The 13,222-nt window shown below is 73.6% G+C and carries 14 protein-coding genes; 5 read left to right on the top strand and 9 right to left on the bottom strand.

All coding sequences use genetic code 11. From position 1 onward, the window contains the following. Positions 1-225 precede the first annotated feature (225 nt). Both ACGF5C_RS07460 and ACGF5C_RS07465 read left to right on the top strand, forming a co-directional pair. A complete protein-coding gene (locus tag ACGF5C_RS07460; protein WP_393297821.1) occupies positions 226-912 on the top strand; it encodes a C39 family peptidase in 687 nt (228 codons plus the stop codon). 223 nt (positions 913-1,135) lie between these two features. Beyond that, complete coding sequence (locus ACGF5C_RS07465; RefSeq protein ID WP_393298392.1) at positions 1,136-2,020, top strand: aminoglycoside phosphotransferase family protein; 885 nt, start codon at positions 1,136-1,138, stop codon at positions 2,018-2,020. A gap of 156 nt (positions 2,021-2,176) precedes the next feature. On the opposite strand, the gene ACGF5C_RS07470 is transcribed toward ACGF5C_RS07465, so the two are convergent. After that, entirely contained in the window at positions 2,177-2,626 is a 450-nt protein-coding gene (locus tag ACGF5C_RS07470) for an Lrp/AsnC family transcriptional regulator (RefSeq protein WP_393297824.1), read from the bottom strand. A gap of 96 nt (positions 2,627-2,722) precedes the next feature. Between ACGF5C_RS07470 and ACGF5C_RS07475 the strand changes: the two genes are divergently transcribed. Next, the gene (locus tag ACGF5C_RS07475) at positions 2,723-3,628 is read left to right on the top strand and encodes an SMP-30/gluconolactonase/LRE family protein (RefSeq protein WP_393297827.1); all 906 of its coding nucleotides are present in this window, start codon (positions 2,723-2,725) and stop codon (positions 3,626-3,628) included. A gap of 71 nt (positions 3,629-3,699) precedes the next feature. Here ACGF5C_RS07475 and ACGF5C_RS07480 read toward each other — a convergent pair whose 3' ends face one another. The 3 genes from ACGF5C_RS07480 to ACGF5C_RS07490 form a co-directional block, all read right to left on the bottom strand. Then, complete coding sequence (locus ACGF5C_RS07480) at positions 3,700-3,936, bottom strand: ferredoxin (protein ID WP_393297829.1); 237 nt, start codon at positions 3,934-3,936, stop codon at positions 3,700-3,702. Between the two features lie 4 nt (positions 3,937-3,940). Continuing rightward, complete coding sequence (locus tag ACGF5C_RS07485) at positions 3,941-5,143, bottom strand: cytochrome P450 (protein WP_393297833.1); 1,203 nt, start codon at positions 5,141-5,143, stop codon at positions 3,941-3,943. Positions 5,144-5,331: 188 nt separating this feature from the next. Continuing rightward, positions 5,332-5,514 carry an antitoxin gene (locus ACGF5C_RS07490; protein ID WP_393297836.1) on the bottom strand — a complete coding sequence of 61 codons (183 nt, stop codon included), beginning with the start codon at positions 5,512-5,514 and terminating at the stop codon, positions 5,332-5,334. Positions 5,515-5,782: 268 nt separating this feature from the next. On the opposite strand from ACGF5C_RS07490, the gene ACGF5C_RS07495 reads away from it, so the two are divergent. After that, positions 5,783-6,919 (top strand): AI-2E family transporter, encoded by a 1,137-nt coding sequence (locus ACGF5C_RS07495; RefSeq protein ID WP_393297839.1) that lies wholly within the window; start codon positions 5,783-5,785, stop codon positions 6,917-6,919. An 88-nt stretch (positions 6,920-7,007) separates the two neighbouring features. Here the strand turns inward: ACGF5C_RS07495 and ACGF5C_RS07500 are convergent, their stop codons facing one another. After that, positions 7,008-7,673, bottom strand: coding sequence for a dienelactone hydrolase family protein (locus ACGF5C_RS07500; RefSeq protein WP_393257884.1), 666 nt, complete (start codon positions 7,671-7,673; stop codon positions 7,008-7,010). A 211-nt stretch (positions 7,674-7,884) separates the two neighbouring features. On the opposite strand from ACGF5C_RS07500, the gene ACGF5C_RS07505 reads away from it, so the two are divergent. Then, positions 7,885-8,061 (top strand): hypothetical protein, encoded by a 177-nt coding sequence (locus tag ACGF5C_RS07505; protein WP_393297842.1) that lies wholly within the window; start codon positions 7,885-7,887, stop codon positions 8,059-8,061. Positions 8,062-8,099: 38 nt separating this feature from the next. On the opposite strand, the gene ACGF5C_RS07510 is transcribed toward ACGF5C_RS07505, so the two are convergent. The 4 genes from ACGF5C_RS07510 to ACGF5C_RS07525 form a co-directional block, all read right to left on the bottom strand. Then, positions 8,100-10,472 carry a glycoside hydrolase family 65 protein gene (locus tag ACGF5C_RS07510; RefSeq protein WP_393297845.1) on the bottom strand — a complete coding sequence of 791 codons (2,373 nt, stop codon included), beginning with the start codon at positions 10,470-10,472 and terminating at the stop codon, positions 8,100-8,102. Then, the gene (locus tag ACGF5C_RS07515) at positions 10,469-11,221 is read right to left on the bottom strand and encodes an HAD-IA family hydrolase (RefSeq protein WP_393297848.1); all 753 of its coding nucleotides are present in this window, start codon (positions 11,219-11,221) and stop codon (positions 10,469-10,471) included. The genes ACGF5C_RS07510 and ACGF5C_RS07515 overlap by 4 nt, the downstream gene beginning before the upstream one ends. A gap of 63 nt (positions 11,222-11,284) precedes the next feature. Next, positions 11,285-11,749, bottom strand: coding sequence for a DUF4442 domain-containing protein (locus tag ACGF5C_RS07520; protein ID WP_393297851.1), 465 nt, complete (start codon positions 11,747-11,749; stop codon positions 11,285-11,287). 46 nt (positions 11,750-11,795) lie between these two features. After that, a complete protein-coding gene (locus ACGF5C_RS07525; protein WP_393297854.1) occupies positions 11,796-13,091 on the bottom strand; it encodes an ABC transporter ATP-binding protein in 1,296 nt (431 codons plus the stop codon). Positions 13,092-13,222 lie beyond the last annotated feature (131 nt).

Consider the following 13,222-nt stretch of genomic DNA (forward strand, 5'->3'; position numbering starts at 1 on the left):
GCATCCGTACGCCGGAATCCTGCTGCCCCTGGCGCCGTTGCATCCCATCGTGCCGCCGGACCCCCGGCCCCTGCCCCGGAATGCCCCGTGGATCAGGGCCGTTGGGTCCCTGGTACGCCCGGCCACGGACGCGCTCCGGGCCGTCGAATCCCTCCAGGCGAGCGCCTGTCCCGGTGCTTGCGCCTCCGGCTCCCGGAGGCGTCAACCCCCGATTGGAGCCCGACCATGAAGCCGATCATCCACAAGAGCGGTCTCTCCGTCGCCGGCCTGCTGGTGGCGGGCGGTTGCATCGCCGGACCCGCGATGGCCGCCCAGGCCGCGCCGGTGGCCACCGCCCCGGTCGCCTCGGTGCACACCGACAAGGGCGGGCGGGCCGACAAGGCCGACAAGAACGGCCGCCCCGACAAGCGGGCCGAGCGCACGGTGGGCATCGAGTACCAGGCGCAGCCCAACTTCTACTACTGCGGCCCGGCCGCGACGCGGATGGCCCTGTCCGCGCAGGGCAAAATCCTCTCGCAGGACGAGGTCGCGAAGCTGCTGGGCACCACGGAGGCCGGGACCGACTCGGCCCTGGACACCACGCGAGTGCTCAACGAGCTGACCGGCGGCCGGTACCGGACCACGGAGATTCCGGGCCCGGTGGCCAAGCCGGAGCAGGTCGACAAGCTGCGGGCCGACGTGGTCGCCGCCCTGGACGAGGGCCGGCCGGTGGTGGCCAACGTCAAGGGCACCGCGGTCGACACCGACGGCCACCCGCAGTCGTACGAGGGCGGGCACTACCTGACCCTGGTGGGCTACCGGGACGGCGGTGACCTCATCCGGATCGCCGACCCGGCCTCTCCCGAGGGCGAGTACTGGATGACCCTGGAGAAGGTCGCCAACTGGATCGCCGAGCGCGGTTACTCGTCCTGATCCGACGCACCGGCGAGGGCCGGTCTCCCCGCACGGGGGGACCGGCCCTCGCGCGTACCACCCGACCCTTGCCCGTCCCCACCGGCGCTTGCGGGCGTTCCTGCGGTGCCTCGCGCCGGGCCCACGCCCGGTCCGGTGGGCACCCGGGTGCCGGCCCCTGGCCCGCCCGGTGAAAACCGGTCGCCCTGTCCCCGGGGCCGGCGGCAGGATCGGCCCGGTGAGGATGCATGCCGACCAGGTCGACGTCACCGCGGACGTCGTCACCGCCCTCGTCGCCGATCAGTTCCCCCGCTGGCGCGGGCTTCCGGTGCGCCCGATCACCTCGTGCGGCACCGTGAACGCGCTGTTCCGACTCGGCGAGGACATCGTGCTGCGCTTCCCGCTGCAACCCGGGACCGACCCGGAGTTCCGCGACGACCTGCGGCGCGAGCAGGAGGACGCGCGCCGCCTCGCCCCGCACGTACCGCTGCCGGTTCCCGAGCCGGTGGCCCTCGGCGAGCAGGGCGAGGGCTACCCGGGCCCGTGGACGGCGTACCGCTGGATCCCCGGGGAGACCGCCGGCGACCGGAGCATCGGCGATCCGGTCGAGTTCGCCCGCGACCTCGCCGGGTTCGTCCGTGCGCTGCACGAGGTGGACACCGGCGGCCGGGCATGGAACGGACGCACCCGGGGCGGCCCGCTGCCCGCCCGGGACGAGTACGTCCGTAGCTGCCTGGCCGAGAGCACCCACCTGACCGACACCGCCCGGGTCGCCCGGGTCTGGGCGGAGTGCCGCGACGCGCCCGCACACGACGGGCCGGACGTGTGGATCCACGCCGACCTGATGCCGGGCAACCTGCTGGTCCGCGACGGCCGGCTCGCCGCGGTCATCGACCTCGGGGCGGTCTGCGTCGGCGACCCGGCGGTCGACCTCATGCCGGCGTGGAACCTGTTGCCGCCCGTCGCCCGGGAGACCTACCGCCGGGCGCTGGGGGCCGATGACGCCACCTGGGCGCGCGGGCGGGGCTGGGCGATCGTCCAGGCCATCGGCGCCCTTCCCTACTACGTCGACACCAACCCGGTGATGGCCGACACCGCCCGCCGCACCCTGGACGCGGTCCTCGGCTGAGGCGTGGGAGCGGCCCTGGACGTGGGTTGGTGGACCGGCTGCGGGGCGCACTCAGCGGCCGGCCCACGTCTATGGCGGAGCTGCGCGAGAAGCAGCACTGCCCCCGCCCCGCCGATGGTGGCCGCGCCCCGCTCCCGGGGCGCGGCCACGGGCGTCTCAGCGGCCGAGCGGATCCGGCGGGCGGTCGAAGAACGTCTCCAGCACCACGATGGTCTGCGTGCCGGTGACGCCCTCGATCTGGAACAGTCGCCGCAGGCTGGCCTGGAGCTGTTCCGGTGACCCCGCCCTGATCTTCACCAGCAGCGAGGCCGGGCCGGCCACCACGTGGGCCTCCTCGACCTCCGGCAGCGCGGCGAGCGCCTCGTGGGTGGGTCGGTCCCCCATCCAGGCGTTCGCCTCGATCATCACGAAGGCGAGCACGCCGCGACCCACGGAGACGGGATCGACGTCCACTGTGGTGCGTCGGATCACCCCCTGCTCGCGCAACTTCCGCACCCGCTCGTGGACGGCCCCGGTCGACAGTCCGACGGCGGCGGCGAGGGCCGAATACGGCTGGGCCGCGTCCCGTTGCAGCTCCGCCAGCAGCCTCCGGTCGATGTCGTCCACACGCCCCTCCGATGCTTGTTCGGCGATTCACGTCATTCCCCGACTGTCATTCGGTGGTGTTAGCGTACAGCCGAACAGGAATCAGGAGGGTGTCTCATGGTCGACCGGGTGAAAGTTCACTTCGAGGTCCTCGACGAACGGTTCCGCCGGGTCAACGGCGACGAGTGGGTCGAGCGGCTCCACACCGGGGGCCGTTGGCTGGAGGGGCCGGCATACTTCCCCGCCGGGCGCTACCTGGTGTTCAGCGACATCCCCAACGACCGGCTGCTGCGCTGGGACGAGACCACCGGGGCGGTCGGCGTGTTCCGGCAGCCGGCGGGCTACGCCAACGGGCACACCGTCGACCGGCGCGGGCGGCTGGTGAGCTGCGAGCAGGGCAACCGGCGCGTCACCCGGACGGAGGCGGACGGCACCGACACCGTCCTCGCGGAACGCTATCGGGGGCAGCGGCTGAACAGCCCCAACGACGTGGTCGAGCACTCCGACGGCTCGATCTGGTTCACGGACCCGAGCTTCGGCATCGACAGCGACTACGAGGGCCACCGGGCCGAGAGCGAGATCGGCGGCAACCACGTCTACCGGGTCGACCCGCACGACGGCGAGGTGCGCCTGGTCGCCGACGACTTCGGCCAGCCGAACGGGCTCGCGTTCGACGCCGACGAGTCGACGCTCTACGTGGCGGACACCCGGCACCGGCACCTGCGACGCTTCGGCGTCGGCGCGGACGGCAGCCTGCACGGGGGTGAGGTCTTCGCCGAGTGCGACGCGGGCACCTTCGACGGGGTACGCCTCGACGCGGCCGGCCGGATCTGGGCTGCCGCGTACGACGGGCTGCACTGCTTCGACCCGGACGGCACGCTGCTGGGCAAGCTGCGCCTGCCCGAGGTGGTCGCCAACTTCACGTTCGGCGGGCCGAAGCGCAACCACCTCTTCGTCTGCGCGTCCAGCTCGCTCTACGCGCTGCGCGTCAACATCAACGGGGTCCGCCACCCCGGCTACTGACCGCGGGCGTGCCGGCGGCTCGTCCCGCCGGCACGCCCGCCGGGTTCACGGCTCCGGCACGCGCATGTGGCTCACGGCTCCGGTGCGATCCGGCGCAGGCTGTCCACCTCGGACACGATGACCGCCTCCATGGGGCACGAGTCTGCGGCGTCCACCAGCGCGTCGTCGGGCGCCACCCGCTCGGCCAGCGGGCGGGACAGCCCGTCCACCAGCACGAAGTGCCCCGGCGCGGTGCCCGCGCAGATCCCCGACCCGATGCACCGGGCCCGGTCCACGTGCACGCGCCACTGCTCGTCCGGCCCGCTCACCGCGTCACCAGCTCACCGGCATGGCCACCAGGCCCCGCACCAGCAGGCCGCTCTTCCAGGTCAGCTCCGACTCGGGCACGGCCAGGCGCAGGCCGGGGGTGCGGGCGATCAGGGTCTCCAGGACGACCTGGAGCTCCATCCGGGCGAGTTGCGCGCCGACGCAGTGGTGCACCCCGTGCCCGAAGCCGAGGTGGGGGTTGGCCTGCCGGGCCAGGTCGAGCCGGTCGGGCTCGGCGAAGACCGTCTCGTCCCGGTTGGCCGACGGGATCGACACCACGACCGGCTCGCCGGCCCGCACCAGTACGCCGCCGAGCTCGACGTCCTCCAGGGCGTAGCGGGCGAAGGCCGACGACGCGCCGAGCGGGACGAATCGCATCAGCTCCTCCACGGCGCCCGGCACCAGCGCCGGCTCGGCCCGCAGCCGTGCCCACTCGGCCGGGTGGGTGAGCAGCACGTACACGAAGTTGGGAATCTGGGTCACGGTCGTCTCGTGCCCGGCGGCGAGCAGCCCGGCGGCCAGCCGCACGACCTCGTCCGCCGCGAGCCGGTCGTCGGCGTCCCGGGCCCGGACCATCGCGCCGAGCAGGTCGTCGGTGGGTTCGCGGTGCCGGCGCGCGATCAGCTCGCCCATGTACGCCAACAGGTTGTCGATGTACTGCTGGGCCTGTTCCGGGCTCAGCGAGGTGGTCGACACGATCGCCTCGGACCAGGTGTGGAAGCGGTCCTGGTCGGCCACGGGCACGCCGAGCAGGTCGCAGATGACCCGGATCGGCAGCGGGGTGGCCAGGTGCTCCACCAGGTCGGCCGGGGGACCGGCGGCGAGCATGCCGTCGACCAGTTCGTCGGCGACCCTCCTGGTGCGCGGGCGCAACTCGTCCACCCGGCGGGCGGTGAAGGCCTTCGCCACCAACCGGCGCAGCCGGGTGTGCTCCGGCGGGTCCATGGCCAGGATCCCGGTGTCCTGCTGCCGTGGCGAGTTGCGGGGCTCGTCCCGGCCCACCGAGGCGGCCCGGCTGAACCGGGGGTCGCCGAGCACCGTACGCACGTCGGCGTGCCGGGTGGCCAGCCAGGCCGGCTCCCCGAAGGGCATCCGGATCCGGGTGAGCGGTTCGTCCCGGCGCAGCCGGGCGTAGCGCGGGTCGAGGTTGAGCCGGTCGGGTTCGCTGAACGGATAGCGGGGGACGGTCGTCTCGGGTGCCTCGGTCACCGGCTGACCTCCTCTCGTCGCGGCGTCCGCAAGGGACACCGGTCCGGCCGGGGTGACTCGACGGTGAGTCACGCTCCGACTGCGGATGGTAGCTAGAGTGGTCGATGCTTGGCTAGCGGTGAACGTCGATCCGCCGGAAACGACGCTCCCGGGCCGACCGCGCGGCGACCCGGGAGCGGCCGAGAAGGTCAGCGGACCTGGTCGCCCTCGCCCGTACGGGCCTGGGCCTGGTCGACGCCCTTGTCGATCTGCTCGTCGTGCTTCCCGCCGGTGCGCTGGTCAGCCATGTCGCCGCCCTTCTCCAAGCCCTGGTCGACCTGCTTGTCGTGCTTGTCGGCGAAGTCCTTGGCCTTGTCCACGAAGTCGCTCATCGGGTCCTCCTCGGGTCGGATTCGATCTCTGCCTTCCCTGGTGCCCCGGGCACAAACGCGACCGGGCAGGCCCTCGCCGACCGGACGGGCCGCCGTGGAGCGCCACAGGAGGCCGTGGAGCGGACAGGCCGGCGGGATCGCCACGGGACACCGCTCGGCCGCCGACTCGCCCTACCGGGCCGGGTGCGGCATCTAGGTTGAAAGGGGGCACGGGTGTCGAAGGGACGCTCGCCGGGTACCGACTCGCGGGAGATCGAGGAGGGCCGACGTGGTCGCAGACGGTGCCGGGCGGACGCCCGAGGGGACGACGGACCGGGCCGCGGGGCCCCGACAGGCCTGGGCGGCGCTGCCCTGGCCGGTCCGCTCGGCCGTGGTGTGGAGCGCCTGCCTGGTGGTGGTCGTCGCCGGGCTGTACCTGCTGGGAAAGATCGCGGTGCTGCTCGCGCCACTGGCCATCGCGCTGGCCGCCACCGTCTTCCTCACCGCGCTGCTCGACCCGGTGCAGCTCGCGCTGCGCCGCCTCCGGCTGCCCGCGTTGCTGGCCGCCCTGCTCACCGTGCTGCTGCTGCTCGGCGTGCTGTTCGGGGTCGGCGCGCTGGTGTGGAACCTGACCGCCAGCCAGTTCAGCGAGCTGAGCCAGGAGCTGAGCCAGGGCCTGCGACGGACCCGGGAGTTCGTGACCTCCACGCTGCCGGTCAGCGACCAGCAGCTCGACCGGCTGCTCGACCAGGCCCGGCAGGGCCTCGGGCAGGGCTCGGTCGACCCGGTGTCGGGGGCTCGGACGGCCGCCGAGGTGCTCGGCTCGGCGCTGCTCGCGCTCGTGCTGCTGTTCTTCCTGCTCAAGGACGGCCGGTCGATGTGGCACTGGGTGCTGGTCCGGATGACCGGCCCGAACCGGTCGGTGACCGCCGAGGCGGGCCGGGTGGGCTGGCGGACGCTGGGCGCGTACAGCCGGGGCACGATGATGATCGCCGCGATCGACGCGACCGGCATCGGCCTGGCCCTGGTGCTGCTCCGGGTGCCGCTGGCCTTTCCGCTGGCGCTGATCACGTTCTTCGGCGGCTTCGTCCCGATCATCGGCGCGACCGTGGCCGGCGCGGTCGCGGTGCTCGTCGCGCTCGCGGCGAAGGGGCCGGTCACCGCGCTGCTGGCCCTGGCCGCCGTGATCGCCGTCCAGCAGATCGAGGGCAACCTGCTGGAGCCGCTCATCATGAAGCGGCAGGTGCGGCTGCACCCGGCGGTGATCCTGGTGGCGGTCACCGCCGGCACCCTGATCGCCGGCATCGCCGGCGCCTTCGTCTCGGTGCCGATCACCGCCGTCGTCTGGCGCGTCATCGACACCGTCCAGCAGCACCGCGAACGCCCCACCCCGGACGCCAGGACCACGCCGCCGGCCCCCACCTGAGCGGGGCCGGCCAGGAGGGCGGTGCCTGCCGGCGGAGCCGTCCACGGGGCCGACGCCCGCCCGAACCGGCCGTCCACCGGGCCGGTGCTCAGGCCGGGCGGGGCACGGCGAGGTGGGCGGTGAACCAGTCGGCGGCGCAGTGGGCGACCTGCTCCAGCTTGCCGGGTTCCTCGAAGAGGTGCGTGGCGCCGGGGATCACCGTCAGCTCGGCGCTCTCCGGCAGCGCCTCCTGCGCCTGCTCGTTGAGGGCGATCACCTGCTCGTCCAGGCCGCCCACCAGCAGCAGCGTGGGCGCGCGCACCTGCCCGAGGGCCGGGCCGGCCAGGTCGGGCCGGCCGCCCCGCGAGACGACCGCGCCGACGAGGTCCGGTCTGGCGGCCGCCGCCACCAGCGCGGCGGCGGCCCCGGTGCTGGCCCCGAACAGGCCGATCGGCACCCGGCCGAAGGGCCGCTCCGCCGCCAGCCAGTCCACGACCGCCGCGAGCCGGCCGGCGAGCAGTGGGATGTCGAAGCGCAGCTCGGCGGTCCGGGCGTCCACCCGGTCCTCGGCCGGGGTCAGCAGGTCGACCTGCACGGTGCCGAAGGCGTCGCGGTTGAGCACGTGCGCCACGGCGGTGTTGCGCGGGCTGTGCCGGGAACTGCCGCTGCCGTGGGCGAAGAGCACCACGCCGGCCGGCTCGGCCGGGACCAGCAGGTCGGCCGGGAGTTCCGCGTCCCCCGCCGGGATCGTCACCTCGCTGCTGCGCACGTCCATCTCCGCCTCCGTCCCGTACGTCGTCGGCCGGACCGGTCGTCCGGCTCACCGGACCACGGCCCTCCTCCCCGGCCGCTCGCATACCCGCCCGCACGGCCGGCAAGCGGGCCGGCCGCCCCCGTGTTTGCCACCGGGGGCGTCGGGTAGGCGGCAGGCGACCGCAGACCGTACCGGCGCAAGACCGCGCCCCCGACGGATCGCGAGGATCGCCATGGCGCAGCAGCGAAAGTCCCGCCAGCAGACCACCGACCGGGAACGGCGCGAACAGGACGCCGAACGCGGCCGGGACTGGGCGGACGACGCGGCCCAGGCACGCACGGCCGACGACCCGCGGGCGATGACGCCCCGCGACGCGGCCGGCCGCCCCTCACAGGGCAGGCCGCTCTGACCGACGCCGCCGGCCCGCCAGCGCGGGCCGGCGGCGGGTCACGGCTCGTTCTCGGGCAGGCGGAGCAGCGGGGCCCGGCCCGGCGCCTGCTCCGGGGCCGGTCCGGAGACCTCCAGCGGCGGGATCGGCACGGTGACGGGCTCGTCGCAGGTGACCCGGACCGTCTCGCCGTGGTGCCGCAACTCCAGCACGTCCTCCGGGTCACCGTGGCGCAGCGCGTACGTCGTCTCGTGCGGCCGGACGTCCACCCGCAGCAGCATCCCGCGCCACTGGAGCGAGAACTCCAGCCGCCCGAGCCGGCTGGACAGGCGTGGCGCGAACGACAGCGTGCCGTCGTGGTCGCGGAGCCCGCCGAACCCGGCCACCAACGCGATCCACGCCCCCGCGAGCGACGCCATGTGCACGCCGTCGCGGGTGTTCTCGTTGAGGTCGTGCAGGTCCATCAGCGCGGCCTCGCGCAGGTAGGTGTGCGCCAGCTCCGGGTGGCCCACCTCGGCCGCCAGTACCGCCTGGGTGCACGCCGACAGCGACGAGTCCCGCACCGTCCGGCGCTCGTAGTAGAGGAAGTTGCGCAGTTTTTCCTCCGGGGTGAACGCGTCGCCCCGCCAGTGCATGGCGAGGACCAGGTCCGCCTGCTTGACCACCTGCTTTCGGTAGAGGTCGAAGTACGGGTAGTGCAGCAGCAGCGGGTACTTCTCCGGCGGCGTGTGCCCGAAGTCCCACTCCTGGAGCCGGGTGAAGCCCTCCACCTGCTCGTGGACGTCGACCTCCTCGTCGTACGGAATGTGCATGGAGGCCGCCGCGTCCCGCCAGGCGGCCGCCTCCTCGTCGGTCACGCCGAGGTGGAACGCTTCGTCTCGGTAGCGCATCACCGCGTCGGCGGCGGTGATCAGGTTCCGCTGCGCCATCAGGTTGGTGTAGATGTTGTCGTTCTTCACCGCCGTGTACTCGTCGGGGCCGGTCACCCCGTCGATGTGGAACTGGCCGTGCCGGTCGTGGTGGCCCAGCGACCGCCACAACCGGGCGGTCTCCACCAGCAGCTCCAGCCCGATCTCGCGCTCCAGCTCGGTGTCCTCGGTGACCTGCACGTAGCGCCGTAGCGCGTCGGCGACGTCGGCCGCGATGTGGAAGGCCGCAGTGCCCGCCGGCCAGTACGCCGACGACTCCGGTCCCTCGATGGTGCGCCAGGGGAACGCCGCGCCCTCCAGGTTGAGCATCCGGGCCCGCTCGTGCGCGGCGGCCAGCGTGCGGTGCCGCCAGTGCAGCGCGTCCCGCACGGCGGCCGGGTGGGTGTAGGTGAGCACCGGCAGGACGAACATCTCGGTGTCCCAGAACGCGTGCCCGTCGTACCCGGGGCCGGTCAGGCCCTTCGCGGCGATCGGCCGCTGCTCCGCCCGGGTGCCCGCCTGGAGGACGTGGAACAGGCCGAACCGGACGGCCTGCTGGACCTCCGGGTCGCCCTCCACCACCACGTCGGCGGCCTCCCAGAACTCGTCGAGGTACTCCCGCTGCTCCCGGTGGAGCCCGTCCCAGCCGTCCAGCCGCGCCCCGGCCAGGGCCGCGCCGACCTGGTCCCGGAGGGCCGGCAGCGAGCGGCGGCTCGACCAGCCGTAGGTGAGGTACTTGACCACCCGCAGCGTCTCGCCCGGCTTGAGCACGCACCCGATCGTGGTACGCACCCAGTCCTCGTACCCCTCGGACTCGATGGTCTTGCGCGCCGGGGCGTACACCTCGTGCTCCATCGCGGCGGCGACCCGCAGTCCGGAGAGCTTGGTCCGGTGGATCAGCAGTCCGCCGTCGTCGGTGGTGAGTTCCTCCTCGGCCTGCAACGGCGACTCCAGCACGGCCGCGACCCGGGGGTCCCGGCTCTGCGCGGGCAGCGTCTCGTTCGCGACGAGTTCCGACTGGATGATCAGCCGCAGCGGGCCGTCGACCGCCTCCACCTCGTAGTTGATCGCCGCGACGGAGCGCTGGGTGAAGGAGACCAGCCGGGTGCTGCGGACCTTGACCTCGCGGCCGGCCGGCGACCGCCAGTGCAGCTCGCGGTGCAGGGTGCCGGCGCGCAGGTCGAGGACCCGCTCGTGGGAGAGGAGTTCGCCGTACCGGACGTCGAGCGGCTCGTCGTCGACCAGCAGCCGGATCAGCTTGCCGTTGGTGACGTTGACGATGGTCTGGCCGGATTCCGGGAACCCGAAACCGGCCTCCGCGTACGGCAGCGGGCGCAGCTCGTAGAAGGAGTTGAGGTACGTGCCGGGCAGGCCGTGCGGCTCGCCCTCGTCCAGGTTGCCGCGCAGCCCGACGTGCCCGTTGGAGAGCGCGAACACCGACTCGGACTGGGCCAGGACGTCCATGTCCAGCCGGATCTCCCGGATGTGCCACGGCTCGACGGGATAGGCCCGTTCCCTGATCACGCGGGCCGCCCGGTGTCGAGCAGGTCGGCGAGGTCGGTGACCACGACGTCGGCGCCGTGGGCGCGCAGCTCGGCCGCCTGGCCGACGCGGTCGACCCCGACCACGTAGCCGAACCCGCCGGCCCGGCCGGCGGCCACCCCGGCCAGCGCGTCCTCGAAGACGGCGGCGTGGGCCGGGTCGACCCCGAGCAGCCCGGCCCCGGCCAGGAAGGTGTCGGGGTGCGGCTTGCCGCGCAGCCCCTCGGCGCGGGCGACCAGCCCGTCGACCCGCGCCTCCAGCAGCGGTTCCAGGCCGGCGGCGGCGACCACCTCCCGGCCGTTCGCGCTGGCCGTGACGACCGCGCGGCGCAGGCCGGCGGCGGCCGCGGCCTTCAGGTAGGCGACCGAGCCGGGATAGACGTCCACGCCGCGGGTGCGCAGCCGGTCCAGCAGCAGCACGTTCTTCCGGTTGCCGACCCCGTTGACCGTGTCGGCGTCCGGGGGGTCGTCGGGCGCGCCCTCGGGCAGCACGATCCCCCGCGAGGCGAGGAAGCCGCGCACCCCGTCGGCGCGGGGCCGGCCGTCGACGTACCGGTTGTAGTCCGGCCCCGGGTCGAAGGGGCGGAACGGCTCGCCGGTGGCGGCGGCACGCTGGCGCAGGAAGCCGTCGAACGTCTCGGTCCACGCGGCGTTGTGCACCCTGGCGGTCTGCGTCAGCACCCCGTCCAGATCGAAGAGACAGGCGGTCACGTGAGCAGGAAGGCCCAGCACGGTACGAATCTATCCAGACCTTTGCGCCGGCAAACCGGTTTCGGCCCGGTTTCCCGGGACGGCTCAGTGCGGGCGCAGCGTCCAGACGACCGTCATCGCGCCGGTGGCATTCCCCTCCTCGGTGGCGATCTCCACCTGCACCGGGAACTCCGGCCGCCGGCCGGCCTCCAGCTCGGCGACCACCTCGGCGGGGGGCCGGCCGAGTCGCGCCGTCGCCAGCACCGGGCCCATGGCGAGCTTCCGGTACGCGATCTCGGCCCGCACCGCCAGCGGCGTGGCCCGGTCGAGCAGCTGCCCGAACGCGGCCAGCACGACCGCACCGGAGGCGGTCTCGCCGAGGGTGAACATGGCCCCGGCGTGCGGCCCGCCGACGTGGTTGTGGGTGGCCGGCGAGTCGGGCAGGCGGACGACCGCCCGCACCGCGCCCTCCGCCTCGGGGGCCACCTCGACGAATTCGATGCCGAGCGTACGCGCGAACGGCACGGCCTCGAGCATGCCGGCCGCCACCTGGCGCGAGTCGATGGTCATGCCCCGACGCTACTAGTCGGTAACTTCACCGGCAAGGGCCACCCGGTCAGCGCCAGCCGACGTCGATGCGGTCGCCCCGCTCGTCGAAGAAGTGCAGCGCGTCCATGCGCACGGAGACGGCCAGGGGGTGACCGGCGGAGACTGCGGGGTACGGCGCGAGCCGGACCGCCAGCTCGGCCGGGCGGCGGTGGTGCCGGCCCGGGTCGTTCAGCACGCTGGTCCGGGCGCCGGGGGCCGGGGCGCGCTCGCCCTCCGCCGCGCGCCCGGTCAGCCGCTGCATCACCTGGCCGAAGCGACGCAGACCACGCTGGTCGACCGGGGCGTCGACGGGGGTGCCCATCTCGTCCACCAGGATCGCGGTGGCCCGGATGTCGACGAACGCGAGCGACTCGTGACCGTGGTGCTCCAGGTAGCGGATCCGGCCGTGGAGCACGTCGCCCGGCGTGTCCGGGGCGACCGGGGTGAGGGCCTCGGCCCGCATCCCGACCACGATCCGCTCGCCGTGGTAGTGCGCGACCGCCCGGCTGCGGATGTCGTCCCAGGGCAGGCGCAGCGCCTGCTCGCCGAGGGTGAGGGTGACGTGGCGGTCCAGGTGGACGTAGACCGACGCCTCCAGCAGGTTCATCCGTGGGCTGCCGAGGAACGCGGCCACGTAGAGCGTGGCGGGGCGGCCGTAGACCTGGGTCGGGGTCCCCACGTCCTGGAGGACGCCCCTGCGCATGATGGCGACCCGGTCGGCCATGGTCAGCGCCTCGGCCTGGTCGTGGGTGACGTAGATGGTGGTGACGCCCAGCTCGCGGGTGAGCCCGGAGATCTCGGCGCGCAGCTCGGCCCGGAGCCCGCTGTCGAGGTTGGACAGCGGCTCGTCCATCAGGAACAGGCCGGGGCGGCGGACGATCGCCCGGCCCATCGCGACCCGCTGGCGCTGCCCACCGGAGAGCTGGTTGGGCCTGCGGCCGAGGACGTCGCCGATGCCGAGCGCGCTGGCCACGTCGGTGACCCGCTCGCCGCGCGACTCGGGCTCCAGACCGGCCAGCCGGAGCGGGAAGGCGATGTTGTCGCCGACGGTCATGTGTGGGTAGAGCGCGAAGTCCTGGAAGACCATGGCGATCTTCCGCTCCTGCGGCGACAGGTCGTTGGCCAGCTCGCCGTCGAGCAGCACCGCACCCGACGTCGGGTTCTCCAGCCCGGCGACCATCCGCAGCACCGTGGACTTCCCGCAGCCCGACGGGCCGAGCAGCACCATGAACTCGCCGTCGTTGACGTCCAGGTTGACGCTATCGACGGCGAGGGTGCCGTCCCTGAAAACCTTCGTGACATCCTTGAGCGCGACGGTGGTCACCGTCCCTCCCCCCAGTTCGTCGACCGAACCCCGAATGACTGTGACGAGGATCATTCAATCCGGATATCGGGTAAACGTGCCATGTTCGACTCGTGACGTTCCTGTTGCCCCATCCGGTTGGGACGGGCGGG

This window comes from Micromonospora sp. NPDC047620 (assembly GCF_043205005.1).
In the GTDB taxonomy this organism is placed as follows: Bacteria; Actinomycetota; Actinomycetes; order Mycobacteriales; family Micromonosporaceae; genus Micromonospora.

Coding starts and splice junctions, on each gene's coding strand:
- ACGF5C_RS07520 (WP_393297851.1), bottom strand. CDS start 11,749: ATGACCATCGACTCGCGCCAGGTGGCGGCCGGCATGCTCGAGGCCGTG.
- ACGF5C_RS07475 (WP_393297827.1), top strand. CDS start 2,723: ATGGTCGACCGGGTGAAAGTTCACTTCGAGGTCCTCGACGAACGGTTC.
- ACGF5C_RS07460 (WP_393297821.1), top strand. CDS start 226: ATGAAGCCGATCATCCACAAGAGCGGTCTCTCCGTCGCCGGCCTGCTG.
- ACGF5C_RS07465 (WP_393298392.1), top strand. CDS start 1,136: ATGCATGCCGACCAGGTCGACGTCACCGCGGACGTCGTCACCGCCCTC.
- ACGF5C_RS07490 (WP_393297836.1), bottom strand. CDS start 5,514: ATGAGCGACTTCGTGGACAAGGCCAAGGACTTCGCCGACAAGCACGAC.
- ACGF5C_RS07505 (WP_393297842.1), top strand. CDS start 7,885: ATGGCGCAGCAGCGAAAGTCCCGCCAGCAGACCACCGACCGGGAACGG.
- ACGF5C_RS07500 (WP_393257884.1), bottom strand. CDS start 7,673: ATGGACGTGCGCAGCAGCGAGGTGACGATCCCGGCGGGGGACGCGGAA.